The sequence below is a fragment of the Agreia bicolorata genome (assembly GCF_000938265.1).
Lineage (GTDB): Bacteria > Actinomycetota > Actinomycetes > Actinomycetales > Microbacteriaceae > Agreia > Agreia bicolorata.
Genome location: NZ_JYFC01000005.1, coordinates 257,428 through 284,197 on the forward strand (window position 1 = coordinate 257,428; position 26,770 = coordinate 284,197).

27 protein-coding genes and 1 tRNA gene are annotated in these 26,770 nt (G+C 65.5%); 11 read left to right on the forward strand and 17 right to left on the reverse strand.

Features of this window, described 5'->3' with window-relative positions; genetic code table 11:
* Positions 1–5 precede the first annotated feature (5 nt).
* The 5 genes from ilvN to otsA all read right to left on the reverse strand — a co-directional run bounded on the left by ilvN (position 6) and on the right by otsA (position 6,515).
* A complete protein-coding gene (ilvN, locus tag TZ00_RS12985) occupies positions 6–515 on the reverse strand; it encodes an acetolactate synthase small subunit (RefSeq protein ID WP_044442265.1) in 510 nt (169 codons plus the stop codon).
* A 3-nt stretch (positions 516–518) separates the two neighbouring features.
* A complete protein-coding gene (locus TZ00_RS12990) occupies positions 519–2,348 on the reverse strand; it encodes an acetolactate synthase large subunit (RefSeq protein WP_044442266.1) in 1,830 nt (609 codons plus the stop codon).
* Positions 2,349–2,429: 81 nt separating this feature from the next.
* The gene (ilvD, locus tag TZ00_RS12995) at positions 2,430–4,124 is read right to left on the reverse strand and encodes a dihydroxy-acid dehydratase (RefSeq protein WP_044442268.1); all 1,695 of its coding nucleotides are present in this window, start codon (positions 4,122–4,124) and stop codon (positions 2,430–2,432) included.
* Between the two features lie 19 nt (positions 4,125–4,143).
* On the reverse strand, positions 4,144–4,980 hold the full coding sequence (otsB, locus tag TZ00_RS13000; RefSeq protein ID WP_052521555.1) for a trehalose-phosphatase: 837 nt from the start codon (positions 4,978–4,980) through the stop codon (positions 4,144–4,146).
* Positions 4,977–6,515, reverse strand: coding sequence for an alpha,alpha-trehalose-phosphate synthase (UDP-forming) (gene otsA, locus TZ00_RS13005; RefSeq protein WP_044442271.1), 1,539 nt, complete (start codon positions 6,513–6,515; stop codon positions 4,977–4,979). Before otsA ends, otsB begins: the two co-directional genes overlap by 4 nt.
* A gap of 187 nt (positions 6,516–6,702) precedes the next feature.
* Here otsA and TZ00_RS13010 point away from each other — a divergent pair, with 187 nt between their 5' ends.
* Positions 6,703–6,897 (forward strand): hypothetical protein, encoded by a 195-nt coding sequence (locus TZ00_RS13010; protein ID WP_044442273.1) that lies wholly within the window; start codon positions 6,703–6,705, stop codon positions 6,895–6,897.
* Between the two features lie 4 nt (positions 6,898–6,901).
* Here the strand turns inward: TZ00_RS13010 and TZ00_RS13015 are convergent, their stop codons facing one another.
* The 5 genes from TZ00_RS13015 to TZ00_RS13035 are packed head-to-tail and all read right to left on the reverse strand — an operon-like array spanning position 6,902 to position 11,960.
* The gene (locus TZ00_RS13015; RefSeq protein ID WP_044442275.1) at positions 6,902–7,669 is read right to left on the reverse strand and encodes a FadR/GntR family transcriptional regulator; all 768 of its coding nucleotides are present in this window, start codon (positions 7,667–7,669) and stop codon (positions 6,902–6,904) included.
* Between the two features lie 14 nt (positions 7,670–7,683).
* On the reverse strand, positions 7,684–8,475 hold the full coding sequence (locus TZ00_RS13020; RefSeq protein ID WP_044442276.1) for a 3-oxoacyl-ACP reductase: 792 nt from the start codon (positions 8,473–8,475) through the stop codon (positions 7,684–7,686).
* Positions 8,472–9,839, reverse strand: a complete 1,368-nt coding sequence (locus TZ00_RS13025) for an aldehyde dehydrogenase family protein (protein ID WP_044442277.1) — start codon at positions 9,837–9,839, stop codon at positions 8,472–8,474. The genes TZ00_RS13020 and TZ00_RS13025 overlap by 4 nt, the downstream gene beginning before the upstream one ends.
* Complete coding sequence (locus TZ00_RS13030) at positions 9,836–10,591, reverse strand: gamma-glutamyl-gamma-aminobutyrate hydrolase family protein (protein ID WP_044442279.1); 756 nt, start codon at positions 10,589–10,591, stop codon at positions 9,836–9,838. The genes TZ00_RS13025 and TZ00_RS13030 overlap by 4 nt, the downstream gene beginning before the upstream one ends.
* Entirely contained in the window at positions 10,578–11,960 is a 1,383-nt protein-coding gene (locus tag TZ00_RS13035; protein WP_078714160.1) for a glutamine synthetase family protein, read from the reverse strand. Before TZ00_RS13035 ends, TZ00_RS13030 begins: the two co-directional genes overlap by 14 nt.
* Positions 11,961–12,190: 230 nt before the next feature.
* On the opposite strand from TZ00_RS13035, the gene TZ00_RS13040 reads away from it, so the two are divergent.
* Both TZ00_RS13040 and TZ00_RS13045 read left to right on the forward strand, forming a co-directional pair.
* Positions 12,191–13,762 (forward strand): amino acid permease, encoded by a 1,572-nt coding sequence (locus tag TZ00_RS13040; RefSeq protein WP_044442281.1) that lies wholly within the window; start codon positions 12,191–12,193, stop codon positions 13,760–13,762.
* 132 nt (positions 13,763–13,894) lie between these two features.
* Positions 13,895–14,257 carry a hypothetical protein gene (locus TZ00_RS13045; RefSeq protein ID WP_078714159.1) on the forward strand — a complete coding sequence of 121 codons (363 nt, stop codon included), beginning with the start codon at positions 13,895–13,897 and terminating at the stop codon, positions 14,255–14,257.
* Between the two features lie 24 nt (positions 14,258–14,281).
* On the opposite strand, the gene TZ00_RS13050 is transcribed toward TZ00_RS13045, so the two are convergent.
* Positions 14,282–15,658, reverse strand: a complete 1,377-nt coding sequence (locus tag TZ00_RS13050; protein ID WP_174436073.1) for a glucose-6-phosphate dehydrogenase — start codon at positions 15,656–15,658, stop codon at positions 14,282–14,284.
* A gap of 56 nt (positions 15,659–15,714) precedes the next feature.
* On the opposite strand from TZ00_RS13050, the gene TZ00_RS13055 reads away from it, so the two are divergent.
* Positions 15,715–17,508 (forward strand): glycoside hydrolase family 15 protein, encoded by a 1,794-nt coding sequence (locus TZ00_RS13055; protein ID WP_044442287.1) that lies wholly within the window; start codon positions 15,715–15,717, stop codon positions 17,506–17,508.
* 21 nt (positions 17,509–17,529) lie between these two features.
* On the opposite strand, the gene arfB is transcribed toward TZ00_RS13055, so the two are convergent.
* On the reverse strand, positions 17,530–17,952 hold the full coding sequence (gene arfB, locus TZ00_RS13060; RefSeq protein ID WP_044442289.1) for an alternative ribosome rescue aminoacyl-tRNA hydrolase ArfB: 423 nt from the start codon (positions 17,950–17,952) through the stop codon (positions 17,530–17,532).
* 30 nt (positions 17,953–17,982) lie between these two features.
* Positions 17,983–18,783 carry a hypothetical protein gene (locus tag TZ00_RS13065; protein WP_152631193.1) on the reverse strand — a complete coding sequence of 267 codons (801 nt, stop codon included), beginning with the start codon at positions 18,781–18,783 and terminating at the stop codon, positions 17,983–17,985.
* Between the two features lie 189 nt (positions 18,784–18,972).
* Here TZ00_RS13065 and TZ00_RS13070 point away from each other — a divergent pair, with 189 nt between their 5' ends.
* The 4 genes from TZ00_RS13070 to TZ00_RS18980 all read left to right on the forward strand — a co-directional run bounded on the left by TZ00_RS13070 (position 18,973) and on the right by TZ00_RS18980 (position 22,684).
* Positions 18,973–19,707: an alpha/beta hydrolase gene (locus tag TZ00_RS13070; protein ID WP_044442293.1), complete on the forward strand. Its 735-nt coding sequence runs from the start codon at positions 18,973–18,975 to the stop codon at positions 19,705–19,707.
* Complete coding sequence (locus TZ00_RS13075) at positions 19,704–20,600, forward strand: alpha/beta hydrolase (protein ID WP_202965851.1); 897 nt, start codon at positions 19,704–19,706, stop codon at positions 20,598–20,600. Before TZ00_RS13070 ends, TZ00_RS13075 begins: the two co-directional genes overlap by 4 nt.
* 144 nt (positions 20,601–20,744) lie before the next feature.
* Positions 20,745–22,148, forward strand: a complete 1,404-nt coding sequence (locus TZ00_RS19980; RefSeq protein ID WP_052521556.1) for a nuclear transport factor 2 family protein — start codon at positions 20,745–20,747, stop codon at positions 22,146–22,148.
* Between the two features lie 152 nt (positions 22,149–22,300).
* Positions 22,301–22,684, forward strand: coding sequence for an MmpS family transport accessory protein (locus TZ00_RS18980; RefSeq protein ID WP_161793771.1), 384 nt, complete (start codon positions 22,301–22,303; stop codon positions 22,682–22,684).
* Positions 22,685–22,781: 97 nt separating this feature from the next.
* Here the strand turns inward: TZ00_RS18980 and TZ00_RS13095 are convergent.
* Positions 22,782–22,854, reverse strand: a tRNA-Lys gene (locus TZ00_RS13095).
* An 83-nt stretch (positions 22,855–22,937) separates the two neighbouring features.
* Here TZ00_RS13095 and bcp point away from each other — a divergent pair.
* On the forward strand, positions 22,938–23,420 hold the full coding sequence (bcp, locus tag TZ00_RS13100) for a thioredoxin-dependent thiol peroxidase (protein WP_044442294.1): 483 nt from the start codon (positions 22,938–22,940) through the stop codon (positions 23,418–23,420).
* 18 nt (positions 23,421–23,438) lie between these two features.
* Entirely contained in the window at positions 23,439–23,789 is a 351-nt protein-coding gene (locus TZ00_RS13105) for a DUF2200 domain-containing protein (RefSeq protein WP_152631194.1), read from the forward strand.
* Between the two features lie 37 nt (positions 23,790–23,826).
* On the opposite strand, the gene TZ00_RS13110 is transcribed toward TZ00_RS13105, so the two are convergent.
* Positions 23,827–24,192 (reverse strand): hypothetical protein, encoded by a 366-nt coding sequence (locus TZ00_RS13110; protein ID WP_238579685.1) that lies wholly within the window; start codon positions 24,190–24,192, stop codon positions 23,827–23,829.
* 280 nt (positions 24,193–24,472) lie between these two features.
* Between TZ00_RS13110 and TZ00_RS13115 the strand changes: the two genes are divergently transcribed.
* The gene (locus TZ00_RS13115; protein WP_044442296.1) at positions 24,473–24,721 is read left to right on the forward strand and encodes a WhiB family transcriptional regulator; all 249 of its coding nucleotides are present in this window, start codon (positions 24,473–24,475) and stop codon (positions 24,719–24,721) included.
* A gap of 86 nt (positions 24,722–24,807) precedes the next feature.
* On the opposite strand, the gene TZ00_RS13120 is transcribed toward TZ00_RS13115, so the two are convergent.
* Both TZ00_RS13120 and TZ00_RS13125 read right to left on the reverse strand, forming a co-directional pair.
* Positions 24,808–26,301, reverse strand: a complete 1,494-nt coding sequence (locus TZ00_RS13120; RefSeq protein ID WP_044442297.1) for a sensor histidine kinase — start codon at positions 26,299–26,301, stop codon at positions 24,808–24,810.
* A gap of 4 nt (positions 26,302–26,305) precedes the next feature.
* A complete protein-coding gene (locus TZ00_RS13125) occupies positions 26,306–26,632 on the reverse strand; it encodes a MinD/ParA family ATP-binding protein (protein WP_044442299.1) in 327 nt (108 codons plus the stop codon).
* Between the last annotated feature and the right edge of the window lie 138 nt (positions 26,633–26,770).

The window sequence follows — 26,770 nt, forward strand, 5'->3', positions numbered from 1 at the left end:
GGTCTTTAATTCTTGAAGACGCGTTCAGTGATGCTCTTCGAGCCGCGTCCGATGGCAAGCAGGCCCGACTGGGCGAGCTCCTTGATTCCGTATGGCTCGACGACGCGCAGGAACGCGTTCGTCTTGCCGGAGTCGCCGGTGACCTCGATCACCAGCGCGTCGGTCGATACATCGACGACGCGGGCACGGAACAGATTTACGGCCTCAAGCACATGCGACCGGGTGGAGTTGTCGACGCGCACCTTGACCAGCAGGTGTTCGCGCTGCACCGACTGGTCGGGGTCGAGCTCGACGATCTTGATCACGTTGACGAGCTTGTTCAGCTGCTTGGTGACCTGCTCGAGGGGAAGCTCCTCGACATCGACGGCGACCGTGATGCGCGAGAGTCCTTCGATCTCGGATGCGCCCACGGCGAGGCTCTCGATGTTGAATCCGCGGCGGGCGAAGAGGCCGGCGACTCGCGTGAGCAGACCGGGTTTGTCTTCGACGAGCAGGGAGAGAACGTGGTGGCTCATGGTCTACTCCTCATCCCACTCTGGGGCGATCTGCTGTGCGTGTTCGATCAGCGAGTTGCTGACCCCCTGCGGAACCATCGGCCATACCATGGCGTCTCGGCTCACGATGAAGTCGATCACGACCGGCCGGTCGTTGGTCTCGATCGCGAGCTTGATCGCCGCGTCGATCTCCTCGACCTTAGTGACCCTGATTCCGAGAGCGCCGTATGCGTCTGCCAGCTTCACGAAGTCGGGCACCATCTGCGTGCCGTGGCCGGTGTTGAGGTCGGTGAACGAATGGCGCCCGTCGTAGAACAGGCTCTGCCATTGCCGCACCATGCCGAGCGACGAGTTGTTGATGATCGCGACCTTGATCGGAATCTTGTTGATCGTGCAGGTCGCGAGTTCCTGATTGGTCATCTGGAAGCATCCGTCACCGTCGATCGCCCACACGAGGCGATCGGGCTCGGCGACCTTCGCTCCCATGGCTGCGGGAACCGAGTAGCCCATCGTGCCGGCGCCGCCGGAGTTGAGCCACGAATTCGGCCGCTCGTACTTGATGAACTGGGCGGCCCACATCTGGTGCTGGCCGACGCCGGATGCATAGATCGCCTCGGGTCCGGACAGCTCGCCGATGCGCTTGATCACATACTGCGGCGAGAGCAGACCGTCGGTGGGCTCGGCGTAGCCGAGCGGGAACTCGGTCTGCAATCCGCGCAGGTACTCCCACCACTCGTCGATGTCGGGTCGCATCTCCGTGGCGGCGGCCGTGGCCACGAACGCCTTGGTGAGATCGGCGATCACGTCTTTCGCGTCGCCCACGATGGGAACGTCGGCCGCGCGGATCTTGCCGATCTCGGCGGGGTCGACGTCGACATGCACGATCTTGGCGTTGGGGGCGAACTCGCTGACCTTTCCCGTGACTCGGTCGTCGAATCGGGCCCCAAGGGCGACGATGAGGTCGCTCTCCTGCAGCGCGAGAACGGCGGGCACGGTTCCGTGCATGCCAGGCATGCCGAGGTTCTGCTCGTGCGAGTCGGGGAACGCGCCGCGAGCCATCAGCGTCGTGACGACGGGCGTTCCGGTCGCCTCAGCCAGGACGGCGAGTTCGGCCGAGGCCTGGGCCCGGATGACTCCGCCGCCGACGTAGAAGACGGGCTTCTTCGCCTCGAGGATGAGCTGAGCCGCAGCCTGGATCTGCTTGCCGTGCGCCTTCGTCACCGGGCGGTAGCCCGCGAGGTCGACCTTCGGGTTCCACACGAATGGAGCCGAGTTCTGCTGCGCGTCTTTGGTGATGTCGACGAGAACGGGGCCCGGCCGGCCGGTGGATGCGATGTGATACGCGGCCGCGAGGGTCTCGGGAACGTCCTCCGGCTTGGTGACCAGGAAGGAGTGCTTGGTGATCGGCATCGTGATTCCCACGATGTCGACCTCCTGGAACGCGTCGGTTCCCATCAGCGTCGAGAAGACCTGTCCGGTGATGATGAGCACGGGAACAGAGTCCATGTAGGCGTCGGCGATGGCGGTGACCAGGTTGGTCGCGCCGGGGCCAGACGTCGCGATGGCGACGCCGACTTTGTTGGTCGACGAGGCGTAGCCTTCTGCGGCGTGGCCCGCGCCCTGCTCGTGCCGAACGAGGATGTGCCGGATAGCGGTCGATGCCATGAGCTCGTCGTAGAACGGAATGATGGCGCCGCCGGGAAGACCGAAGACGTCTTTCACCCCGAGGTGCTCGAGCGAGCGCAGGATTGCGCCCGAACCCGTCAACACTTCAGGGGCGTTCGCTCCAGCGGAGGAGGTGGCCGGCTTGGGGATCGCCGGAGAGCTTGGCACGGGAGATGGATCCACGGGCATGTTGTTTTCCTAGCTTGGTGCCTGCACAGCTTGTCGCCTTGCGCTGCAGCAGACGAACGGTGATGAGGGTGGAGCGCGGTACTACCCCGTGATCGCGCCGGTCGCTGCCGACTTCACGAGCTTCGAGTACTTTGCCAGAACGCCACGGGTATAGCGCGGGGGAAGAGGGGCCCAGCCGTCTCGGCGGGCTGCAAGCTCATCGGCCTCGACGAGTAACTCGAGGGAGCGAGCGGCGATATCGACCCGTATTAGATCACCATCGCGCACGAAGGCGATAGGACCTGCGTCCACCGCTTCGGGTGCTATGTGGCCGATACACAGTCCGGTTGTGCCGCCTGAGAATCTGCCGTCGGTCAATAGTAGTACATCTTTGCCGAGGCCTGCTCCCTTGATGGCGGCCGTGATGGCGAGCATCTCGCGCATTCCCGGGCCGCCCTTGGGGCCTTCGTAGCGGATCACCACGACGTCTCCGTGGTTGATCAGACCCTCCGTCAGGGCATCCATCGCGGCGCGTTCGCGCTCGAAGACCTTCGCCGGTCCTTCGAAGACCGCGGCGTCGAATCCGGCCGTCTTGACGACCGCGCCCTCCGGGGCGAGCGAGCCCTTGAGCACCGTGAGGCCGCCCGTGGGGTGGATGGGGTTGTCGAGCGTGCGCAGCACCTTGCCGTCGAGCTCGGGGATGTCGAGCTCGGCCAGGTTCTCGGCCAGCGTCTTGCCGGTAACGGTGAGCACGTCGCCGTGCAGCAGACCTGCGTCGAGCAGGGCCTTCATCAGAACCGGCAGGCCGCCGTGGCGGTCCATGTCGTTCATGACGTACTTGCCGAAGGGCTTCATGTCGGCGAGATGGGGAATGGTGTCGCCGATGCGGTTGAAGTCGTCGATCGTGAGGTCGACCTCGGCCTCGTAGGCGATCGCGAGAAGGTGCAGGATGACGTTGGTCGAGCCTCCGAGAGCCATCGCCACGGCGATGGCGTTCTCGAACGCCGGCTTGGTGAGGATGTCGCGGGTCGTGATTCCGAGGCGCAGCATGTTGACGACGGCCTCGCCGCTGCGGTGCGCGTAGTAGTCGCGACGACGGTCGGCAGAAGCGGGAGAGGCGGAACCGGGCAGGCTCATACCGAGGGCCTCGGCGACGCTCGCCATGGTGTTCGCCGTGTACATGCCGCCGCACGCGCCCTCGCCCGGCGCGAACGCGCACTCGATGCGTTTGGCGTCCGCCTCGCTCATGGTGCCGGCCTTCACTCCACCGACCGCCTCGAACGAGTCGATGATCGTGATGTCCTTCTCGGTGCCGTCGGAGAGCTTCACCCAGCCGGGCGCAATCGAGCCGGCATAGAGGAAGACACTGGCGAGGTCGAGGCGAGCAGCGGCCATGAGCATGCCGGGCAGCGACTTGTCGCATCCGGCCAGAAGAACTGAGCCGTCGAGGCGCTCGGCCTGCATAACGACCTCGACGCTGTCGGCGATGACCTCGCGCGACACGAGGGAGAAGTGCATTCCCTCGTGGCCCATCGAGATGCCGTCGGAGACGGAGATGGTGCCGAACTGAAGCGGGTAGCCGCCGCCCGAGTGCACGCCCTCTTTGGCGCCCTGCGCGAGGCGGTCGAGCGACAGGTTGCAGGGGGTGATCTCGTTCCACGAGCTGGCGATACCGATCTGCGGCTTCTCCCAGTCGGCGTCTCCCATGCCGACGGCCCGAAGCATTCCGCGCGAGGTGGTGGCTTCGATTCCATCGGTGACGACGCGACTGCGCGGCTTCATGTCTATTTCGGGCATGTTACGAGTTTAGAACCACTCACGGCGCGGAAGTGCACGCCTCCGCGCGGAACTGTGCGAGCAGCGCGAGCACCTGCGCGACCTCAGCTTCGTCGCTGACGCGGAACTCGGCGATGGTCTTGCCTGCGCCGCTCTTCAGCCCGAAGTCGCCGCTGCGCAGCACCGCGAACGCGTCTTCGTCAGTCACGTCGTCGCCCGCATAGAGCACGGCCGTCGCCTTCGTGTACTCCTTCAAGTGCAGCAGCGCCTCGCCCTTCGTGGTCGAGCGGATCGAGAACTCGAGCACGTTCTTGCCCTCGCGCACCGTGAGGCCCTCGATCTCGGACTTCGTCTCGGCCAGGGCCATCAGATGGGCCTGCCGACTGCCCTCCTCGGATGCGAGACGCGTGTGCAGCGCGAAGCCCGCTGGCTTCGATTCGATCCACACGTCGTCGACCCGTTCTGCCACGTCTTCGAGAACATCGCTGAGCACATCGACCTGGGCCAGCTCCTGTGTATCGAGCGTCAGGCGAGTTGGGCTGTCGAGCCGGATCTCGACACCGTGCGACCCCACGAGGAGCACGTCGTCGGGCAGGTCGGTCACGTGTTCGAGGCTCTCCATCGCACGACCCGAGATGAGCGCTACTCGCGTGGAATCGAGCTTCAACAGGTCGAGGAGAGCCTTCCGAGCCTCGGGCAGCGCCCGGGCATGGCTCGGCACGTCGACCTCTGGCGCGAGAGTGCCGTCGAAGTCGAGTGCGACGAGCAGGCGCTCAGTTCGTGCCAGCTCGCGCAGGCGAGAGATCAGTTCGTCGGTCTCATCGGGCTGGATGCCGGACTCGCCGACATGGCCTGCGGTGCTCGACGGAGTGCTCATCGGTCGGATGCTCCCCACTTGGTCGCGACGTACGAGGGCGTGCCGCTCGGATCGGTCAGGGTCGACAGGAAGGCGGTAGACCAGCGCGACACGTCGTAGTCGCGCACCCGTTTGCGCAGCACGCGCATCCGTTTCGTGCGTTCGCTCTTCGTCATGTGAATAGCCTCGAGAATCGATTCCTTGAGGCCGTCGATGTCGTGCGGGTTCACGAGGAGAGCACTCTTCAGTTCGTCGGCCGCGCCGGCGAACTCGCTGAGGACCAGAACGCCGTCGTTGTCGAAGCGGCTCGCCACATACTCCTTGGCGACGAGATTCATTCCATCGCGAAGAGCGGTCACGAGCATCACATCGCTGGCGAGGTAGAGGGCCACCATCTCTTCTCGCGGGTACCCCTGGTGCAGGTAGCTGATCGCGGTGTGGCTGATGCTCGAGTAATCGCCGTTGATGCGCCCGACCGTGAGCTCCACCTCGTCGCGCAGCTGCTGGTAGGCCGCGACGCGTTCGCGGCTCGGACTCGCGACCTGCACAAGCGTCACGTCTTCGACGGACACCGCGCCGTCGGCGAGGAGTTCACCGAAGGCCTTGAGCCGATGGCCGATGCCCTTCGTGTAGTCGAGCCTGTCGACGCCCAGCATGACCACCTTGGGATTTCCGAGACCGGCGCGGATCTCCTTTGCCCTGGCCTGGATGTCGGGACGACGGGCGAGGTCTTCGAAGCTCTGCGTGTCGATAGAGATGGGAAAATGCCGGGCGTTCACGGTGCGCACCAGGCTGCCCTTCCTCGACGTGGAGACCCGGGCCGGCTCGATCGCCTCCGAGATCTCCTCGTCGATCGGCACGTCGATCGCTGTGCCCTTCGTTGTGAAGCTGAGCAGACGACGCACGGCCCGCGTGAAGTTGCCGGCGTCGGCCGCGCGCTGGAACCCGATGAGGTCGGCTCCGAGGAGCCCCTCGATGATCTGGGCCCGCCACGGCAACTGGGAGAAGATGCCGTATGCAGGAAAAGGAATGTGATTGAAGAAGCCGATGGTCAGATCCGGGCGCAGGTCTCGCAGCATCTTGGGAACGAGCTGCAGCTGATAGTCCTGAACCCACACCGTGCCATCCGTTGCGGTGACCGATGCGGCCTTCTCGGCGAAGCGCTGATTGACGCGCACATACGATTCCCACCACTCACGGTGGTACGTGGGGGGCGCGATCACGTCGTGATAGAGCGGCCACAGGGTGTCGTTGGAGAAGCCCTCGTAATACTCCTCGATGTCGGCAGCACTGAGGGGCACGGGGACGATCGAGATGTCATCGTGCTCAAAGGGCTCCGACTCGTCATCGGCTACGCCGGCCCATCCGACCCATGCGCCGTCGGCCCGCTTCATGACCGGCTCGAGCGCGGTCACGAGGCCGCCCGGAGACGTGCGCCATTCGATGCTGCCGTCGGCGCGGGTCACCTTGTCGACAGGGAGCCTGTTAGAGACGACGACGAGGTCGTAGGTACCGACAGGGGTGTTCGGCCGCGATGCGGCCTCGTCCGTGGAAATGGTGAACTCCTCGTTTGCGGCCGCCGAAGGCGTCGACCGTGTAGACCAGTGATCAGGCTACCAGTCCGTCCCCCGCATACACGGGGTGCCCAAGCGCGCGCTATACAAGGCGACCCCGGGCATCCGGAACCCCGGGTGGAAGGGCGGCACGAACGACTAGCCTGAAAGCACGACCACGGAGGAACGCATGCGCAAATTCATCTTCAACTCGAGTGTGATCGGTGCCGTCGTCGGCGCCTGGTCGGTGCTGCAGACCACGAGGCAGGGGCCTCGCGACTGGCGCCTCGTTCTTATGTGGGTGAGCTGGGGAATCACCGTCGCCCTCGCCATCGGCAGCGTGCTGCAGGCAGACGACGACGCGCGCGAGCTCGACGCGAAGTAGCCGTTCAGGCGAGGAAGCCGCGCAGCAGCGCCTCCGAGCCCTCGAGGTGCTCACGCATCGCGACGGCGGCCTTCTCGGCGTCGCCCGTGAGGATCGCGAGAACGATCTGCTCGTGCTGCTCGTTCGAGTGGGCGATGTTGCGCTCGAGCAGTGGGATGTGGTCGAGGAACTCATTGACGCGCATGCGATTGTCTGCCAGCAGCGCCATCAAAGACGGAACGCCCACGAGCTCTCCGATCGCGAGGTGCAGACGGGAGTCCAGTCGTCGGTAGTCGTCGACCGCGGCATCGGCGGTCTCACGCATGCTCGTCCACAGCAGTTCGCGCTGGGCCTTCGTCAGCGCTCGGTCAGCCGCCGCCCGAGCGGCACCGACCTCGAGGATGCCGCGCAGGCCAAGCACGTCGTCGAGATCCTCCGGCGATACCTGCTCCGACTGCGGTGCGGTGTCATCGAGCACACCGCTCAGGCCGACCAGCGGAACCCGATCGCTCACGAAGGTTCCGCCGTAACGCCCGCGCCGCGACACGAGAAAGCCGGCATCCGCGAGTGCCTTGATCGCATCGCGCACGGTGTCGCGGCTCACCCCGAAGCGCAGAGCGAGATCGCGCTCGCTCGGAAGCGCCTCCCCCGGTGGAACAACCCCGAGCCGGATCGTCTGCAGCAGCCTCGAAACGGTGTCTTCGAACGCGTTGCCGGTGCGCACCCGGCGCAACAGGGCGTCGCCGGCCAAACCGGCAGCATCCGGTTGTGGTCCGCCCACGGAATCGGTCATCGCGTGGCCGCCCTCTATTCCGGCGTCACGTAGGCCGAGCTGATGCCTCCGTCTACGAGGAAGGTCGAGCCCGTGATGAACGACGAGTCGTCGCTGGCAAGGAACGCGACCGAGGCAGCCAGTTCCTCCGGCTCAGCGAACCGTCCGAGGGGAATATGCACCAGACGGCGCTGGGCGCGGGCCGGGTCCTTGGCGAACAGTTCCTGCAGCAGGGGCGTGTTCACGGGGCCCGGGCAGAGGGCGTTGACCCGGATGCCCTGGCGGGCGAACTGCACGCCCAGCTCGCGCGACATGGCGAGTACGCCGCCCTTCGATGCCGTGTACGAGATCTGCGAGGTCGCCGAGCCCATCACGGCGACGAACGACGCGGTGTTGATGATCGATCCGCGTTTCTGCGGAACCATGTAGCGCAGCGCGGCGCGCGAGCACAGATACACCGACTTGAGGTTCACGTCTTGAACCTTCTCCCACGCGGGAAGCTCGGTGGTCTCGATGGAGTCGTCGTCGGGTGGCGAGATTCCTGCGTTGTTGAAGGCAACGTCGACCGAGCCGTAGGTGTCGAAGGCCACCTTGAACAGGTTGTCGACCTGCGCCTCGTCGGTGACGTTCACCTGCACGAAGAGGCCGCCGACGGCAGCGGCCGCGCGCTCGCCCGATGCGGCATCCATGTCACCGATCACGACCGTGGCGCCCTCGGCGGCGAAGCGGCGGGCGGTGGCGAAGCCGATGCCGCTGGCCCCGCCCGTGATCACCGCCACCTTTCCGGCGAGGCGCTTCGTGAGGTCGATGGTGGGCAGGTCGGTCATGAGAGCTCCTCTACGGCGATGAAGACGTTCTTGGTGTCGGTGAAACTGAGGGGTGCGTCGGGGCCGAGCTCGCGGCCGAGGCCCGATTGCTTGAAGCCGCCGAACGGGGTGCTGTAGCGCACGGAGGAGTGCGAGTTCACCGAGAGGTTGCCGGCCTCGACGCCGCGGGAGACGCGCAGCGCGCGGCCGACGTCGCGGGTCCAGATCGAGCCCGACAGGCCGTACTCGGTGGCGTTCGCCAGCGAGACCGCGTCGGCCTCGTCGTCGAACGGGAGCACTGTCACGACCGGGCCGAAGATCTCCTCCGTTGCCGTGCGGTCGGTGCGCCCGGGAGTGAGCACGGTCGGCGGGAACCAGTAGCCCGGGCCCTGCGGCGCGGATCCGCGGAAGGCGACCTGGCTGTCGTCGGGAACGTACGAGCTCACCGACGCGTGGTGCTTCGCCGAGACGAGCGGACCCATCTCCGTGGCCTCGTCGTTCGGGTCGCCGACCACGACCTTGTTCACCGCGGGCTCGAGCAGCTCCATAAAGCGGTCATAGACACTGCGTTCGACAAGGATGCGACTGCGCGCGCAGCAGTCCTGCCCCGCGTTATCGAAGACTCCCGCAGGCGCCGACGCCGCGGCCTTCTCGAGATCGGAGTCGGCGAACACGATGTTGGCGCTCTTGCCGCCGAGCTCGAGGGTCACCCTCTTCACCTGCTCGGCACTGCCCGCCATGATCTTCTTGCCGACCGCGGTCGATCCGGTGAACACGACCTTGCGCACGGTCTGGTTCGTGACGAAGCGGTCGCCGACCACCGATCCGTGGCCCGGCAGCACCTGGAACAGCCCGTCGGGCAGCCCGGCTTCGCGGCCGATCTCGGCGAGCCGCATCGAGGTCAGCGGCGTCCACTCGGCCGGCTTCAGCACCACCGCGTTGCCTGCCGCGAGCGCCGGGGCGAATCCCCACGCGGCGATGGTCATGGGAAAGTTCCATGGCGTGATGACTCCGACGACTCCCAGCGGCTCGTGGAAGGTCACGTCGAGTCCACCCGCGACAGGGATCTGCTTGCCGAACAAACGCTCCGGCGCGGCCGAGTAGTACGTGAGCACGTCGCGCACGTGGCCCGCTTCCCAGCGTGCCTGGCCGATCGGATGGCCGGAATTCACAGTCTCCAGCCGGGCGAGGGCCTCGACGTTCGCGTCGACGGCCGCGGCGAAGTCGCGCAGGGCCTGGGCCCGCTCAGCCGGGGCCCGACGCGCCCATGCCTTCTGCGCATCCGCCGCCCGCGCGATGGCGTCGTCGGTGCCCGCCACGTCGAAGAGCTCGACGTCGGTGACAACCTCTTCGGTAGCCGGGTTGATCACGGTATAGCTGCTCATGCTGTCGGGTTTTCCTGTTCCTGTGCTCGGTACTGTCGGGCGGCGTCGACGAGGCCGGCGAACAGCCGGATGTCGTCGGGCGACTCCTCGGGGTGCCACTGCACGGCGACGCCGAACGGCACCGAGTCGAGCTCGACGGCCTCGATCGTTCCATCGGGGGTGCGCGCGGTGACGACGAGGCCGTCTCCGAGCGCGTCGATGGCCTGGTGGTGGTAGACGGGAACGTCGATTTCGTCGCTCTCGAGAAGCGACGCGAGGCGCGACCCCTGTTCGACGCCGACCTCCACGTGGTTGAAGACTCCGCCACCCGCCTGGTACCGACGGTCACCGACCACGTCGGGAAGGTGCTGGTGCAGGGTTCCGCCCCGCGCGACGTTCAGCATCTGCGCTCCCCTGCAGATGCCGAGGAATGGGATCTCGCGGTCGATGGCGCGGCGCAGCAGGGTGTCCTCCCACGCGTCGCGGTCGAGACGAGGCTCGTCGGTCTCGGGGTGCGCATCCTGCCCGTAGCGCGACGGCTCGATGTCTTTGCCGCCGGTGAGGATCAGGCCGTCGAGAGAGTCGAGAAGGCGATCCGCGATCGCGTCGCTGATGGCCTGGGGTGGAAGCAGCACGGCGATGCCCCCGGCCTTCTCTACGGCATCGAAGTACACCTTCGGAAGGAACGAGGCGGGAACATCCCAGACTCCGGTCTTCGCGCGTTCGAGGTAGGTCGTGAGGCCAATGACGGGCAGGTGATCAGAGGCGCTCAAAGCCGCGCACCCTCTCCCAGTCGGTGACGGCGCTGTCGAAGGCCTTCAGCTCGATGCGCGCGTTGTTCACGTAGTGGTCGACGACCTCGTCGCCGAACGCGGCCCGCGCGATCTCGCTCGAGGCGAAGAGCTCGGCCGCATCGCGCAGGTTTGTGGGCACGCGCGGCGCACCCGAAGTGTAGGCGTTGCCCACGGTCGCGTCTTCGAGTTCGAGCTGGTTCTCGATTCCGTAGAGACCGCCCGCGATCAGCGCCGCCGTAGCGAGGTACTGGTTCACGTCACCCCCAGGAACGCGATTCTCGACGCGCATTCCGAGGCCCTTGCCCACCACGCGCAGGGCGCAGGTGCGGTTGTCGAGGCCCCATGCCACCGCCGTCGGCGCGAACGAGCCGTCGACGTAACGCTTGTACGAGTTGATGTTGGGCGCGAAGAACAGCGTCAGCTCGCGCAGGGTCTTGAGCTGGCCGGCCATGAAATGACGGAACATGTCGGACATGCCGTTTTCGGCATCCTTGTCGGCGAAGACGGCCGTGCCGTCGGTGCCCCTGAGGCTGATGTGCACGTGGCACGAGTTGCCCTCGCGCTCGTTGAACTTGGCCATGAACGTGAGCGACTTGCCGTGCCGATCCGCGATCTCTTTCGCGCCGTTCTTGTAGATCGAGTGGTTATCGCAGGTGACCATGGCGTCGTCGTAGCGAAAGCCGATCTCCTGCTGCCCGAAGTTGCACTCGCCCTTCACGCCCTCGCAGTACATGCCCGCGCCATCCATCGACACCCGGATGTCGCGCAGCAGCGGCTCCATGCGCGTGGAGGCGAGCAGGGCGTAGTCGATGTTGTAGTCGCTCGCCGCAGTGAGGTCGCGGTACCCCTTCGACCACGCCGAGCGGTAGCTGTCGTCGAAGACGATGAACTCGAGTTCGGTGGCGACGAAGGCCTCGAGGCCGCGGTCAGCCAGGCGCTTCATCTGCGCGGCCAGGATCTGCCGGGGCGACGGCTCGACCGGTGCCCCGTCGAGCCAGTGCAGATCTGCGGTGACCATGGCAGTGCCCGGCAACCACGGGATCGTTCGCAGGGTCGACATGTCGGGCATCATCGCCATGTCGCCGTAGCCGTGCTCCCAGCTCGACATGTCGTAGCCGTCGACGGTGTTCATCTCGACGTCGACCGCGAGCAGATAGTTGCAGCACTCGGCACCGTGCGAGGCGGCGTCTTCGACGAAGAGGCGAGCCGAGAGCCGCTTGCCCACGAGCCGACCCTGCATGTCGGTGAAGGCCACGATCACGGTGTCGATCTCGCCCGCCGAGACCTGTGCGGTCAGGGCGTCGAGCGTGAGATTTCCTGCGGTGGATGCCACGGTGTGCTCCTTCATCGATGGTCGCCACGGGCGATTCCTGCACTGCAGAACCCGTCAACCCGACCATTACACCACACAGCTTTACTGGCTTGGTCTGCATTTTTACCGGAGTTCGTAACACGCAATTTACACACAAAGGTTGCATGAACCAACCAATAGAACGCTAGTGTGTGGTCAATTCGTGCGAGGAAGCCGATGGCGTTCCGCTGTGCACTGCCGAGACAACGAGCTACCGGAGGATCCACGTGACTGACAGCAAGACCCGCCGTTCTGGCGTCACCTACAGCAAGGCCGCAGACGGCTACTTCGAGAAACGCACCCTCAAGAGATCAGCCGGCATCTGGGGCCTGTGGGGCCTTGCCGTGGCTGCTGTCATCTCGGGTGACTTCTCGGGCTGGAACTTCGGAATCGACTTTGCCGGCTTCGGCGGAATGCTCATCGCCTTCGCCCTACTCATCGTTATGTACTACGGCATGATCTTCTCGATCGGCGAGATGGCTGCTGCCATGCCTCACACGGGAGGCGCATACTCGTTCGCGCGATCGGCTATGGGGCCATGGGGAGGCCTGGTCACGGGCCTGGCTGAGACTATCGAGTACGTGGCCACCACGGGCGTGATCGTCTTCTTCTCCGCGCAGTATGCGAACAGCATCACAACAGAACTGCTGAACTTCGATCTCTCCGACAACATGTGGATCTGGTGGCTCGTGCTCTACGTCGCCTTCATCGCACTGAACGCCGCAGGGGCGGCGATCTCGTTCAAGTTCGCGATCGTCGTCTCGATCATCTCCATCGCGATCCTGCTCGTCTTCTCGGCCATGGCCGCCTTCTCTGGCCTCTTCAGCTGGGACAGCCTCTTCAACATCGAACCCGACCCGGGCCAGTCTGCGTTCCTGCCGCACGGCGTGGTTCCGATCCTGTTCGCCTTGCCGTTCGCCATGTGGTTCTTCCTGGGAATCGAAGAGCTGCCGCTCGCTGCCGAGGAGGCACACAACCCCGTTCGAGACATCCCCAAAGCCGGCTTCTGGGCCCGCGGAACGCTCATCGTCACGGGCCTGCTCATCCTGTTCCTGAACACCGGCGTGATCGGTGCAGAGAAGATGGGAGTTTCGGCCGAGCCTCTGCTCGACGGATTCCGCGCCATCGTCGGCGACCAGGCGGCGGCCGCTCTCGCTCTCTTCGCGCTAGTCGGACTACTCGCCTCGCTGCAGGGCATCATGTTCGCCTACGGACGCAACATGTACTCCCTCTCGCGCGCCGGCTACTACCCGAAGTTCTTCTCGCTCACCGGCAAGCGCCAGACGCCGTGGGTCGCCCTCACTGTGGGTGCGGTCATCGGATTCATCGCCCTCATCGTGCTCGACGTGCTCTCGAAGGTCGACAAAGACGGCGCCGGCGCGGTGGCGGGCGCCATCATTCTGAACATCGCCGTGTGGGGCGCCGTCGTGGCCTACCTGCTTCAGATGATCTCCTTCGTGATCCTTCGCAAGAAGTTCCCCAACGCCAAGCGTCCGTACGTGAGTCCGTGGGGCATCCCGGGCGCTGTGGTCGCCGGCGTGATCTCCGCGCTCATCTTCCTGGGCTTCCTGCTCAACGTCACCTTCCAGCCGGCAATCATCGCGATCGTGATCGTCTATGCGCTGATCCTCCTCGGATTCGCCCTGTGGGGGCGGAAGCAGCTCGTGCTGTCTCCCGAAGAGGAGTACGCGCTCTCGGGCGGACTACACGGCGACCCCGAGACCGACGGCTACGGCGGCGCGGTGGCCGAGGAGATCCGGTCGGAGGACCTCGACCCCTCCGGCCACCCGAAGGGTTAACGAGACCCTTCTGAAACCTGTCGCCCACAGGTCGCGATCCCGTCTATCAGGCGGGATCGCGGCGTGTCTGCGGCCCTATTCGGAGCCTGCAGAGCACACTTCTCTTACGACCGTGGTGGGAAGGTGTGACAGATGCTCGGATGGCGACGACGCGCAAAGGCAGAACAACAAGACGAGGCTAACCAGCAGCGACTTTCCGAGCTGGTGAATCAGACCCTCATGGAGAACTTCGGACCGTATGGGTCATTCGCCATCACGCGGCGCACCGAGGTCGACACCGACGACATCTTTCACACCGTTCTGGCGGCATCGGTCGCCCGCGACATCGTCTCGACACTGACGAGCCACGGAGTCTTCCGCGTCGCAGAGACGCCCGCATCGCGCACCCCTCTCGCCCCGATCAACACCGTTGATGTTCCCGCCGAGCTGGCCAAGGCTGTCACCGACGCGGCGCCGCGCACCACGACGCTCGTCGGGCCCGTGCGCGCCGCATAGCTTCTTAGGACACCATCGCGAGTATCAGCCGATGCGCGCCCACCTCGACGGGCCTGCTGATCCCGCCTTGTACGAGTCGAGCGCAACCTCGTCAGCGCGCCACGCCTCGAGCACGGGGGCGACGATTCGCCATCCCTCCACGGCCGAATCGCCGCGCACCGACAGCGACGGATCACCATCGAGGATGCCTGCGAGCACCTCTCGGTAGGCCAGCAGCTGTCCGTCGCCGAACAGCGCCTCGAGCTGAGTCTTCTCCAACGCGTAGGGATCTCCGGGGCCGTTGACGTTGAGTTCGAGCGACATCTTGTCTGGCGCAAGGAAGATGCGCAGAACGTTCGGATGCTCCGTGCCGGTGAGTCCTGTCGGCACCCTGTTGGCCTTCTTGAACGTGATGGCGATCTCGCGACGACGCTCTGCGAGCGCTTTGCCGCTGCGCAGAGTGAAGGGCACGCCCGTCCAGCGCCAGGTGTCGATCTGCACCGTGACCTCTGCCAGCGTCTCCGTCTTACGCGACGCGACCACTCCCGGTTCCTTCGAATAGGCCGGCATCTCCCGGCCGTCGACGTCGCCGGCCGTGTAGCGGGCGCGCCTCGATGAGGCCGACGGGTCGCCGCCCTTGAGTTTCGTGGCACGAAGCACGATCTCTTTCGCGTCTCGCACGTCGTCGGCGCCCAGGGTCGACGGCGGCTCCATGGCGACGACCGCCATCACCTGCAGCAGGTGGCTCTGGATCATGTCGATGAGGGCGCCCGCGGTGTCGTAGTAGCCGGCACGGCCCTCGAGCCCGAGCTGCTCGTCGTAGACGATGTCGATCTTCTCGATGTGCTCCGCGTTCCAGATTGGCTCGAACATACGGTTCGCGAAGCGCAGGCCGAGAAGGTTGAAGACCGTCGAGCGACCCAAGAAGTGGTCGACGCGGTGGATCTGGTTCTCGGGAACCAGGCGGGCGAGCTGGGCGTTCAATGCCTCCGCGCTGGCCACGTCGGTGCCGAACGGTTTCTCGAGAGCCAACGTCAGGCCGGCCGGCCGCTTCACCTGCTCGAGCGCCTTGCAAGCGGCGACGGCCACCGCCGGGGGCAGCGCGAAGTAGATCGCGGGGGCCGCATCGCACGAGTCGATGAGCTGCTGCAGCACCGCCGGGTCTGTGACATCGGCTTTGACATAGGTGGCCGTGGTCCGGGTGCGGTCTCCCGACGGGCCCGTGCAGTTCACAGTGTCGAACGCGGTGTCGACGACCTTCTTGAAGTCGTCATCGCTCCAGTCGGCGCTCCCCGCTCCGATCAGCTGCAGATGACGCTCGTCCTGCTCATCGAGCAGCTGGCCTAGGCCGGGCAGCAGCAGGCGTGACGTGAGGTCTCCCGAGGCTCCAAGAATGATCAACGATGACTGTTTCTTCGACATGGTAGACAGGCTAGTCGTCGGCGCTGATCGTGGCCGGATAGTGCCAGTATGGGGTCATGAGCCTGGCCATCGAAGACTATGCCCTGATCAGCGATTGCCACACGGCAGCCCTCGTCGGTCGCGACGGAAGCATCGATTGGCTGTGCCTCCCCCGATACGACTCTCCTTCCACCTTCGGCGCGCTCCTCGGCGACGAGGAGCACGGGCGCTGGCTGCTCGCACCGACGTCGCCCGATGCCACCGCCACGCGCGCCTACGACGGCAACTCCTTCATTCTGGTCACGACCTGGACAACCCCGACGGGCGTGGTCGAGGTCACCGAACTCATGCCTCACGGCGATCGGCGCGCCGACGTTCTGCGTCGGGTGCGCTGCATCTCGGGGCACGTCGAGATGGTCGAAGAGCTGGTCATTCGTTTCGTCTACGCGACGGCCGTGCCATGGGTGCGGCAGTCGAGCGAGAACGGCCATCCGATGCTCGTGGCCATAGCGGGGCCGGATGCGCTGGTGCGGCGAGGCCCGCGGCTCACGGCCGCCGGCACCCGGCACCGCGGCGTCTTCGCGGTGCGCGAAGGAAGCCACGTCGACATCTCGCTCACCTGGTTCCCGTCGCACAGGAAGCCCCCGCATCAGCTCAACTTCGACGAGAGGGTCGTTGCGACAAAGGCCTGGTGGGCCGAGTGGTCGAAGACGCTCACCCACGACGGGCCGTACGGGCCGGAGGTCATCCGGTCGCTTCTGGTGCTGCGCGCGCTCAGCCACGAGGACACTGGCGGAATCGTTGCCGCGGCCACGACCTCGCTTCCCGAGTCGCAGGGCGGGGTGCGCAATTGGGATTACCGCTACGTGTGGCTGCGCGACGCCTCGCTCACTTTGCAGGTGCTGCTCTCGCACGGCTTCGACAATGAGGCCGTGAACTGGCGCGGCTGGCTGCTGCGCGCAATCGCGGGCGACCCGGCCGACATCCAGATCATGTACGGGCTCGCGGGCGAACGGGAGTTGCCCGAGCGCGAGATCACGAGCCTGCCCGGCTACCAGGGCGCCTCCCCCGTGCGCGTCGGCAACGGGGCGGCGTTGCAGTATCAGGCCGACGTGATCGGCGAGGTGATGATGGCCCTTCACGAAGCGCGTGTCGCGGGCGCAGAGGAGACAGAGTTCAGCTGGCCGCTTCAGCGGTCTCTCATGGCCTTCGTCGAAGACAACTGGACAAGGCCCGACAACGGCATCTGGGAGATCAGGGGCGAGGTGCAGCACTTCACGCACTCGCGCGTGATGATCTGGGTGGCGCTCGATCGGGCGGTGCGTGGTGTTCGCGAGTTCGGTCTCGACGGGCCTGCCGACACCTGGGAGAAGCTGCGCGACGAGGTGCGGGCCGAGATCGAAGAGAACGGGTGGAACGCCGAGCGCGGTACCTACACTCAGTACTACGGCAGCACCGAGGTCGACGCGTCACTGCTACTGCTGCCCCAGACCGGTTTCTGCACGCCGACGGATGCGCGGATGCTCGGCACGGTGAAGGCGATCGAGAGCGACCTCCTTAACGACGGGCTGGTGATGCGCTACCGCACCGAAAGCGACGTCGACGGGTTGCCGGCCGGCGAGCATCCGTTTCTCGCCTGCTCGTTCTGGCTTGCGGAGCAGTGGGCCGCATCGGGCAGACTCGCCGACGCTGTCACGCTGATGGACAGGCTCGTCTCGTTCACCAACGACGTCGGGCTCCTATCGGAGGAGTACGACCCCGCCGCCGGTCGACAGATGGGCAACACACCCCAGGCTCTGTCGCACCTCGCCCTGGTTCGCGCGGCAGACGCCATCGCCCGCAACTCACCGACGACGACAGAAGAGAACTAACGCGGGCGACGCCCTGCTCGTCTACTCGGCTGACGGCCGTTGACGCCGCTGCTTGGTCTCTGACCGGCGTTTCTTGCCGGCGAGGTGCCGCCTCGCCGAGCCTCTCGTAGGCCGGGTCGCGCGCCGGAGCGGCGCGGGAGGCGCCAGTGCGTCGCGCACGAGTTCGCCGAGATTCTCGAGGGCGGTCTCACGGTTGCGCAGCTGCGAGCGCTGCTCGGAGACCGTGACCGTGATGCGTCCGGCGGTCAGGCGTCGACCGAGCCGGCTCAGCAGCTGGGCCCTCTGCGACTCGCTCAGCACAGTGGAGTCGGCGACGTTCCACGTTAGCTGCACCCTGCTGTCGGAGGTGTTGACGTGCTGGCCGCCCGGCCCGGACGACCGCGAGAATCGCCAGTCGAGCTCTGCCGCCGGGATGGTGAGGCCAGGCACCACCTCGAGATCCATACAGCTAGCGTTGCACGATTCGTGCGGCCATTACTCGCCGGAGGCTCTTGTGGAGAACTCGATCTCGCCCCGGAGGCCCGAGGTCTCGAATTCTCGCTTGATGATCTCGATCGCGCCGTCGTCGGGTTGGGTGAGTGCGACATGAGTGACCATCGACCCGCCCTCGACGTCGAAGGAGAGGCTGTCTACCGACGTCGTCCTCCCATCCAGATAGGGCGTCAGGGCGTCAAGGAGCACAGCCAGTTCCGCCGGCGGCGTCGTCGCATCTGTCGTGATTCTTACCCCGGTAAAAGCGCTTGCACGATGAGACCAGTCAAGCTTCCAGCGAATCGGCCCGATGGTCTCCTCGAGCGGAGTGCCTTCAGTCAGGGAGCCCAGCATCGAGACGAACGCCGAATACTCGTCGTCTGAGACTGCTCGGCCGATATAGAAAGGATCGGCCGAGACAGCATGACTGGTCAGAACGGATGCGGTGTCCATATGAAGCGAGATCCAGACTGCATCAGGCAGAGTCAGCTTCTCGGCGACCGCGCGCCATCCCTCTGGAGAAATGGTCTCCCACGCATCCGGGTCAACGAACAGTTTCCCTCTGGACGATAGATTCGCAATGTTTGCGCCGTCCACCTGACACGCCCCATAGCGGTCGAGCGGAGCAACCTCAGACAGAACAGCAGCCATCCCCTCGGCTGACGCCGTCTCGGCGAATTCGATCGTGAGCGTGCACGTGGGCGTCACATTGATCTGCGACTCGCGCGTGTAGCTGGACACTGTGCCGTGGTCCCCCACGACGCTCTGCAGCTTCGGCACCGCCTGCAGGGATGCGATCGTCATGGATGCGCACTGACGGACGAAGAAACCCACCACGAGGAGCACGACCACTATTCCGACAATTCGCCGGACGACGCGCCAGCGCGTCTGCCGGGGTGGTCGTTCGCCGACCATCGCCGCCTCTTCACCTCGACGTAACATAGTGGTCAGCCTAACTCCCTGCGCGCGGTCGCTTCGAGGCAGAATGAGGGCATGTCTCTCCGCCGCCGAGCCGCGCTGCGCACCGTCGCGGTCGTCGCCTTGGCCGCGCTGGTTGTGGGCGCCAGCGGCTTTCTCGTGTATGCCAACGTCACATCCGCCGCCGAGCGCGCGCCCCTCGCTGACGTCGCCGACGACCCGGCCGTCGTCATTGACTACTCGCACGACTCGGTGGTGCTCACTCCCGCCTCCGATCCGAACGGCGAAGGCCTCGTCTTCATCGCGGGAGCGAAGATCGAGCCCGTCGCGTACGCCTACAAACTCTCAGGCCTCGTCGATGCCGGATACACGGTCGTGATCGTGCGTCCGTTCCTCAATTTCGGGCTGTTCGAGACGCGGCCACTCTCGGCCTTCACCGACCTGGCTCCGAGTGTCTCCGACTGGTTCGTGGGCGGGCACTCCCTGGGCGGCGTGAAGGCGTGCATGTACGCGGACTCGCCCGATGTGAGGGGGCTCGTTCTCTTCGGGTCGTACTGCGCCAACGACCTCTCCGACTCGGAGTTGACCGCGATCTCGCTCTCCGGAAGCGACGACGGGCTCAGCACGCCCGCCAATATCGCCGCCAATGCAAAGACCCTGCCCGCAGACACGACCTTCGTCGAGATCGAGGGAGCCAACCACGCGGCCTTCGGCAACTACGGACTGCAGGCGGGCGATGGCGACTCCTCGATCGACGACTCCGATATGCGCGACATCATCACCGACACGATCACGGGAGCCCTGCAATGACCCATCGACGCGCACGCGCCCGCATCGGCACGACGGCAGTCGTGATCGGCGCCGCCACGGCGGCCGCGATCTCCGCCTGGAAGCTGAGCCCCTGGCCGTCGGCGCTCCTCGTGCGATACATCTTCGAGAAAGACGGCGCGCGGGTCTTGAAGGCGCTCCAGGCCCACGCGCCGGGCGGGATCGACCGGGCCACCGGCATCCGATACCGCCCGCATGACCCGCATACGCTTCTGGATGTCTACCACCCGTCGGGCGCGTCGGCCGGCCTGCCGACCGTGGTCTGGACGCACGGCGGCGCGTGGATCTCGGGCGGGCGCGCGAATGCCGCACCCTACTTCGAGCTGCTCGCCGCGGCGGGCTTCACCGTGGTGAGCGTGGACTACTCCCGAGGTCCGGCGAGCCGATATCCCGCCGCCGTGCACCAGCTGAACGACGCCCACGCCTATCTCGTCGCTCACGCCGACGAGCTGCACATCGACCCCGACCGCATCGTTCTCGCCGGCGACTCGGCGGGCGCGCAGCTCTCGAGCCAGCTGGCCACCGCCATCACCGATCCGGCCTTCGCGGCCGAGCTCGGCATCCGGCCCGGACTGGCCCCGCACCAATTGCGCGGGGTGATTCTGCACTGCGGAATCTACGAGATGTCCGGCCTGCTCGACGCGACAGGCATCATCGGATGGGGCAACCGCACAGCACTGCGCGCATACGTGGGAGGGCGGCGCTTCGCCGAGTCGCCCGCTCTCGCAGAGATGTCGTCGATGCACCGGGCGACCGCCGCCTTTCCACCGACCTTCATCAGCGGAGGCAACGGCGATCCGCTGACCGAAACCCAGGCGAAGCCGTTCGCCGACCGGCTCGAGTCGCTCGGAGTCGACGTGACGCGGCTCTTCTAGCCCACCGATCTCACGCCGCCGCTGCCGCACGAGTACCAGTTCGATCTCGACCGCCCCGAAGGACTTGCCGCGCTGAACCTAGCCGTCGACTTCGTCAGAGGCCACACTGGGTAAAGCCGATACCCCCCAAACGAGAAGGATCCCATGAGCGACAACGACGACAAGGCTGCAGACAAGAACGGCGCGAACCCGTTGCCGGCCTTCCCCGGTGCCGCCGCCGAGCCGGACGCGCCGAGCGCACCGCCGGCATCCGCCGGGCCACAGCAGCCGGATATGCCACAGGCGCCGATCACGCCACCGGCGCCCTCCGCGCCGCAGCAGCCGTATGTGCCCCAGGCGCCCGCCGCACCGCAGGCACCCTATGTTCCTCAGGCTCCGTCGGCGGCCCAGGCTCCGACCGCGCCCCAGGCACCACAGGCTCCAGCCGCGCCGCAGCAGCCGCAGTACGGGGCCCCTCAGCCCGGCACTCCCCCGTACGCCTCTCCGCAGTACGGATCGCAGCCCGCCGGCGCTTATGCGCCGCCGACCAAACCGAAGGGCAAGCTGGGCACCGGCGCGATCATCGGCATCGTCGGCGGAGCACTCGTGCTGGTCATTCTCCTCGTCATCGCTGTGGGCTTCGGTGTTTCTCGCATCGTGGGAAACCCTGGCGGCGGGGGCGGGGGCGCGCCGGCCGCTGAGGCTTCGTCGCCCTCCGATGCCGTCAAGGGCTACCTCACGGCCATCGCCGGCAGCGACGCCAAGACGGCGCTCAGCTACCTCAGCTCGCCGCCGAGCGACTCCACACTGCTCACGGACGAGGCCCTGGAGGCGTCGAACAAGCTCGGCCCGATCACCAAGATCGAGGTGCCCAAGTCAGACGGCAAGGGCGGCTCCGCAGACGTGACGGCCTCGTATCTGATGAATGGCGAGCCTGTCAGCACCACGTTCAGCGCGTACGTCGACGGCGGAAAGTGGAAGATCAGCGGCGGCACTGGTTCCATCTACACGGAGCCGTTCGACAGCCTTGGTCTGACGATCAACGGCCAAGCGGTCGACACCGACCAGGTGGACGTGTTCCCGGGAACCTACGAGCTGGCCACCTCGCTGAAGAACTTCACGCTCACCGGCCCCACCACCGTGACCGTCACGGAGTCCTACTCGTCGGCCGACACCAGCCAGATCGAGCCCGCGCTCACAGACGAGGCACTGCAGCAGTTCCGCAGCCTCGTCAGGGCGGCGGTCGAAGCCTGCGTCGCCTCAACAACGCTGGCGGCAGGCTGCGGCCTTGACCTGCCCGCCACCATCAGCGACGGTACCCAGCTGACCGATGGCACGATCACCCGCACCCTGAGCGCTGATTCGAACGCCACGCTCGACTCGCTCGAGGCCACGCCGAGTTACGACAATCCCACGCTCGTCGAGGGTGAGTACATCGGTTCGCCGGAGGTCAGCGCCGACTGCACGAAAGACGGAGCATCTGGACGCTGCTCGATCTACTTTGCACCGGCGCTCGGCACCCCGTCGGTCGACATGGCATCCGACAACCCGGTGGTGAAGTGGGACTGACGCAGACGGCGCGCTGACGTAGGCACCGCGACAGAAAGAGGCCCGAGGTCGCAACAACCTCGGGCCCCTTTCGCTTCGCTTCCCCAGGGGGTGAATCCAGAAGCCGCACATGTCTGCGAGACTTCCGAATGCAAAAGATGAAGGGTACGACCATGCGCAAATTACTGACCGTCTGTGTGCTCGCAGTGTCGACCCTTGCGCTCGTCGGCTGCTCCTCCGCAGAGAGCGGGGCGAGGGGCGAGCACGTCGTCGTCTATTCGATCACCAGCGACGCGAACTCGTCGGCCACGATCACGTACGCCATCGTCGACGGGGCCGACGTCTCGTTGGCCCAGGCGAACGATGAAACCTTGCCATGGAGCAAGACCGTGCAGATGCCAGACGGCGCTTTCAGCAACAGCATCCTCAGATTGGCTGGCCAGCTCGGCTCAAGCGGCACGACGATCACCTGCGACATCAGTGTGGACGGCACGTCCGTCGTGTCACAGACGTCGAGCGGCCCCGCCGCTGCAGTCACCTGCAACGGAACGGACTAGTGTCCGCTTTGACGATGGATGCGTCCGGCTCCTGCAGGTCTGCGTGGCAGTCGAAAAATGGAATGGCCCGGCAATCGTCACGATTCCGGGCCTTCGGTGCACCCCCCGGGACTTGAACCCGGAACCCACTGATTAAGAGTCAGTTGCTCTGCCAATTGAGCTAGAGGTGCCTTGGCGCGAAACTGCAGCGCCGAGGGAAAACACTACCATGAGATATGAGCGTCGTGCGACGCTTTCGACACTGAGGAGAACCATGACCGACACCGTTTCGCGCCTGACCGCGGGTACACCTGCCCCCGAGTTCACCCTGCTCGACCAGGATGGCGCTGAGGTGTCGCTCAGCGACTTCCGTGGGCAGAAGACGATCGTCTACTTCTACCCCGAGGCCGACACCCCCGGATGCACCACCCAGGCGTGCGACTTCCGCGACAACCTCAACTCGCTCTCGAGCGCCGGCTATCAGGTTCTCGGTGTGTCGCGCGACAAGCCCGCGAAACTCGCCGCCTTCAAGGAACACCAGAACCTCACGTTCCCACTCCTCTCCGACCCTGACAAGGCCGTGCACGAGGCATACGCAACCTGGGGCGAGAAGTCGCTTTACGGCAAGACCGTCACCGGCGTCATCCGCTCGACCTTCGTGCTCGATGAGAACGGCGTCATCACCCTCGCCCTGTACAACGTCAAGGCAACGGGCCACGTAGCCTCACTGCGCAAGAAGCTCGGCATCGACAGCTGAATCGAAAGGAGCAGAGCCGTGGAACGACACCGCATCTTCACGATGAGCTTCGCGAGCGTCTACCCGCACTACGTGGCGAAGATCGAACGCAAAGGCCAGCAGCGGTCCGACGTCGATCTGGTCATCCGCTGGCTCACGGGCTACAGCCAGGAGCAGCTCGAGAAGGCCATCTCCGACGAGGTGACGTTCGAGCAGTTCTTCGACGATGCGCCGGCCTTGAACCCGAATGCGTCGCTCATCACGGGCCTCATTTGCGGCATTCGGGTCGAAGAGATCGAGGATCCGCTGATGCAGAAGATCCGTTACATGGACAAGCTCGTCGACGAGGTCGGCCGCGGAAAGAAGATGACCTCGATCCTGCGCTCCTGATTGCGAGCCCTCTCCATTTCAGGGAGGGCTCGGATCGTTAGGAGAGCCTGCGCGTCGCTGCCACGACGGGCGGGCTCATCAGCAGGAGAATCGCGATGACCGCCGGAATCAGAAGCGCCCACCCGAGCGAAGGCACGGCGAAAACGCCCTGAAAGCATCCGATCGCGACGGCGATCTGCAGGAGTTGCCACGTCAATGCCGCGCCCCGCACCCAGCTCTGGCCGCGGAGAAGGCCGACGGCCATCGCCCAGAGGGCGCACGCGAGACCCGCGGCAAGAAGCAGGATGACCACGGCCGAGGCGAACGAGTCGGGGGTAGCGGTGAGCAACTCGAAGACGAGCCAGACCGTGACGCCCGTGGCGAGCGCAGCCTCGGCACCGAGCACGACAGAGAGCGCGATCAACAGAATCGGTCGTCGTGACGACTGATCCGATAGCTGTTCACCCGGATTTGGCTTCGAATTCAGCGGTTCACTCACAGCCGTTACCCCTAGAAAAGTCTTGATTTGCAATTACCAGTATGCGACCATATTTGAGGTCAATGTTGCTCACAGTGACGTGGGTGGATGCAGATTTTTCTTTGCAGCAGTCCCTGTGCCATTGACCTTCACCCGAATCTTAGGCCGAGCCTTTTTCTACTACCGTAGGGCAGCCCAAGCTTCCGCACTATAAGGAGCACCCCCCATGGATTGGCGCGACAAAGCAGCCTGCCTCACCGCAGACCCCGAGCTGTTCTTCCCCGTAGGCAACACCGGCCCGGCCGTCGACCAGATCGACAAGGCCAAGACCGTCTGTGCACGATGCACGGTCACCGAGATCTGCCTGCAGTACGCCCTCGAGACCGGTCAGGACTCGGGCGTGTGGGGTGGACTCAGCGAAGACGAGCGTCGCGCTCTGAAGCGCCGCGCCGCCCGCGCCCGCCGCGCCTCCTAGCCTGCACGGCACACACGAGCCGCGATTTCGCCGGCTGTCGTACTTACCCGCGACAACCTGAGAAATCGCGGCTCGTTCGTGTTGCGCTACGGCTTTGTCAGCCAGCGGAACGGGATCTCGATCGTGACGACCGTGCCCGACCCCACCATCGTGTGCCAGTCGATCGTGCCGCCCAGCTCACCCTGAATGAGGGTGCGCACGATCTGCGTGCCGAGACCCGAGCCGACCTTGCCCTCCGGCAGGCCTGTTCCGTTGTCGCGCACCTCGACGGTCAGGTTCTCGTCAGAGCGCGTGGCCACGATCTCGACCTGGCCTTCCTGCCCCGCAAGACCGTGTTCGACGGCGTTCGTGACGAGTTCTGTGAGGGCAAGCGCGAGAGGTGTGGCGTACTCACTGGGAAGAACGCCGAAGCTTCCGCTCGACTTCGGATGCACGGTGGTGTTGTGAGCCGAGGCGACCTCGGCCACCAGTAGCAGCACGCGGTCGAAGACCTCGTCGAAGTCGACACGCTGATTGAGGCCCTCGCTCAGGGTGTCGTGCACAACCGCGATCGCCGCGACCCGGCGCATTGCCTGGGTCAGAGCGTCTTTCGCGTCTTCCGAGTGGGTTCGTCGGGCCTGGATTCGAAGGAGCGACGCGACGGTCTGCAGGTTGTTCTTGACTCGGTGGTGGATCTCGCGGATCGTGGCGTCTTTGGTGATGAGTTCGCGTTCGGTGTGCCTCAGCTCGGTCACGTCACGGCACAGCACGATCGCGCCGAAGCGGGTGCCCTGCAGACGCAGCGGAATGGCGCGCAGCGACACCGTGACGCCCTTCGCCTCGATGTCGGTTCGCCACGGCGCACGACCGGTAACCACGAGCGGCAGCGACTCATCGACCTCGAGCCGGCCACCGAGAAGCGTCGTCGTGACCTCAGCGAGCGACTGTCCCTCGAGTTCCTCGGGAAAGCCCATGCGGTTGAATGCCGACAGGCCATTGGGGCTAGCGAAGGTCACGATGCCGTCGGCGTCGAGCCTGATGAGACCGTCGGATGCGCGGGGCGCACCCCGGCGCGGCCCGGTCGGTGCGCCCAGGTCGGGAAAATCGCCGGTGCCGATCATGGCGAAGAGATCGTTGGCGCACTCGTTAAACGTCAGCTCCTGGCGGCTGGGGGTGCGCGTCTCACTGAGGTTGGTGTGCCGGGTGATCACCGCGATGGGATTGTCGGTGGTCTGCCGGTCGTTGGGCGCCAGACGTCGAAGCACGGGAACGGCACGCACACGAGTCGGGGTCTCCTCGTACCAGTCGGGGGCCGCAGTGTCGACGATGACCGAATTGCGGAACGCCTCGGTGACCTGCGTGTTCCACTCCGGCTTGATCTTCTGACCGACGAAGTCGCGGTAGAACAGAGTCGCCGAGCTCGACGGGCGCGCGTGCGCGACGGCCAGAAACGAGTCGTCTGCGGTAGGGACCCAGAGCACGATGTCTGCGAAGGCGAGGTCGGCGAGCAACTGCCAGTCGCTGACCAGCAGATGCAGCCATTCGACATCCGCTTCGGAGGAGCGGCCCTGGGCAAGTACGAGATCACTGAGCGTCGACACCTGCCTAGCCTAGGCGACGGGCGCGCAGAGTCTGCAGCGGCCCGGCCTTCTGCCCTTGTCGGGCGGCTCGTCGCACCTCTTTTCTCGACGTGCCCCGCGACGACGGCGGAAGGATGTCGATGTCGACCAGGTGCGCTATGGCTGCGCGAACGGGAGAACGGGGAGCCGCATCGTGGATCGTCTTGCCTGAGAGCACTGCCGCATCGACACCCGGCACGTCGAGCGGCACGAAGACCGCATCATCGAGCCCGCCGAATCGCCTCAAGGTCTGCTGCACCTGGTGCTGGGCGTTGCTACCGACCGAACTGGCACGCAGACGGTTGATGACCACCGAGATCTGCGTGTTCTGTCTCGTTGCTTTTCTGACAGTTCTGTCTCGGGACCTGCCTGACAGTTCTATGGTTTCTTGGACGATCAGTGGATGGCATATGACCCCGCCCGGACTGATCTTCGTTTGATCGTTGCGACC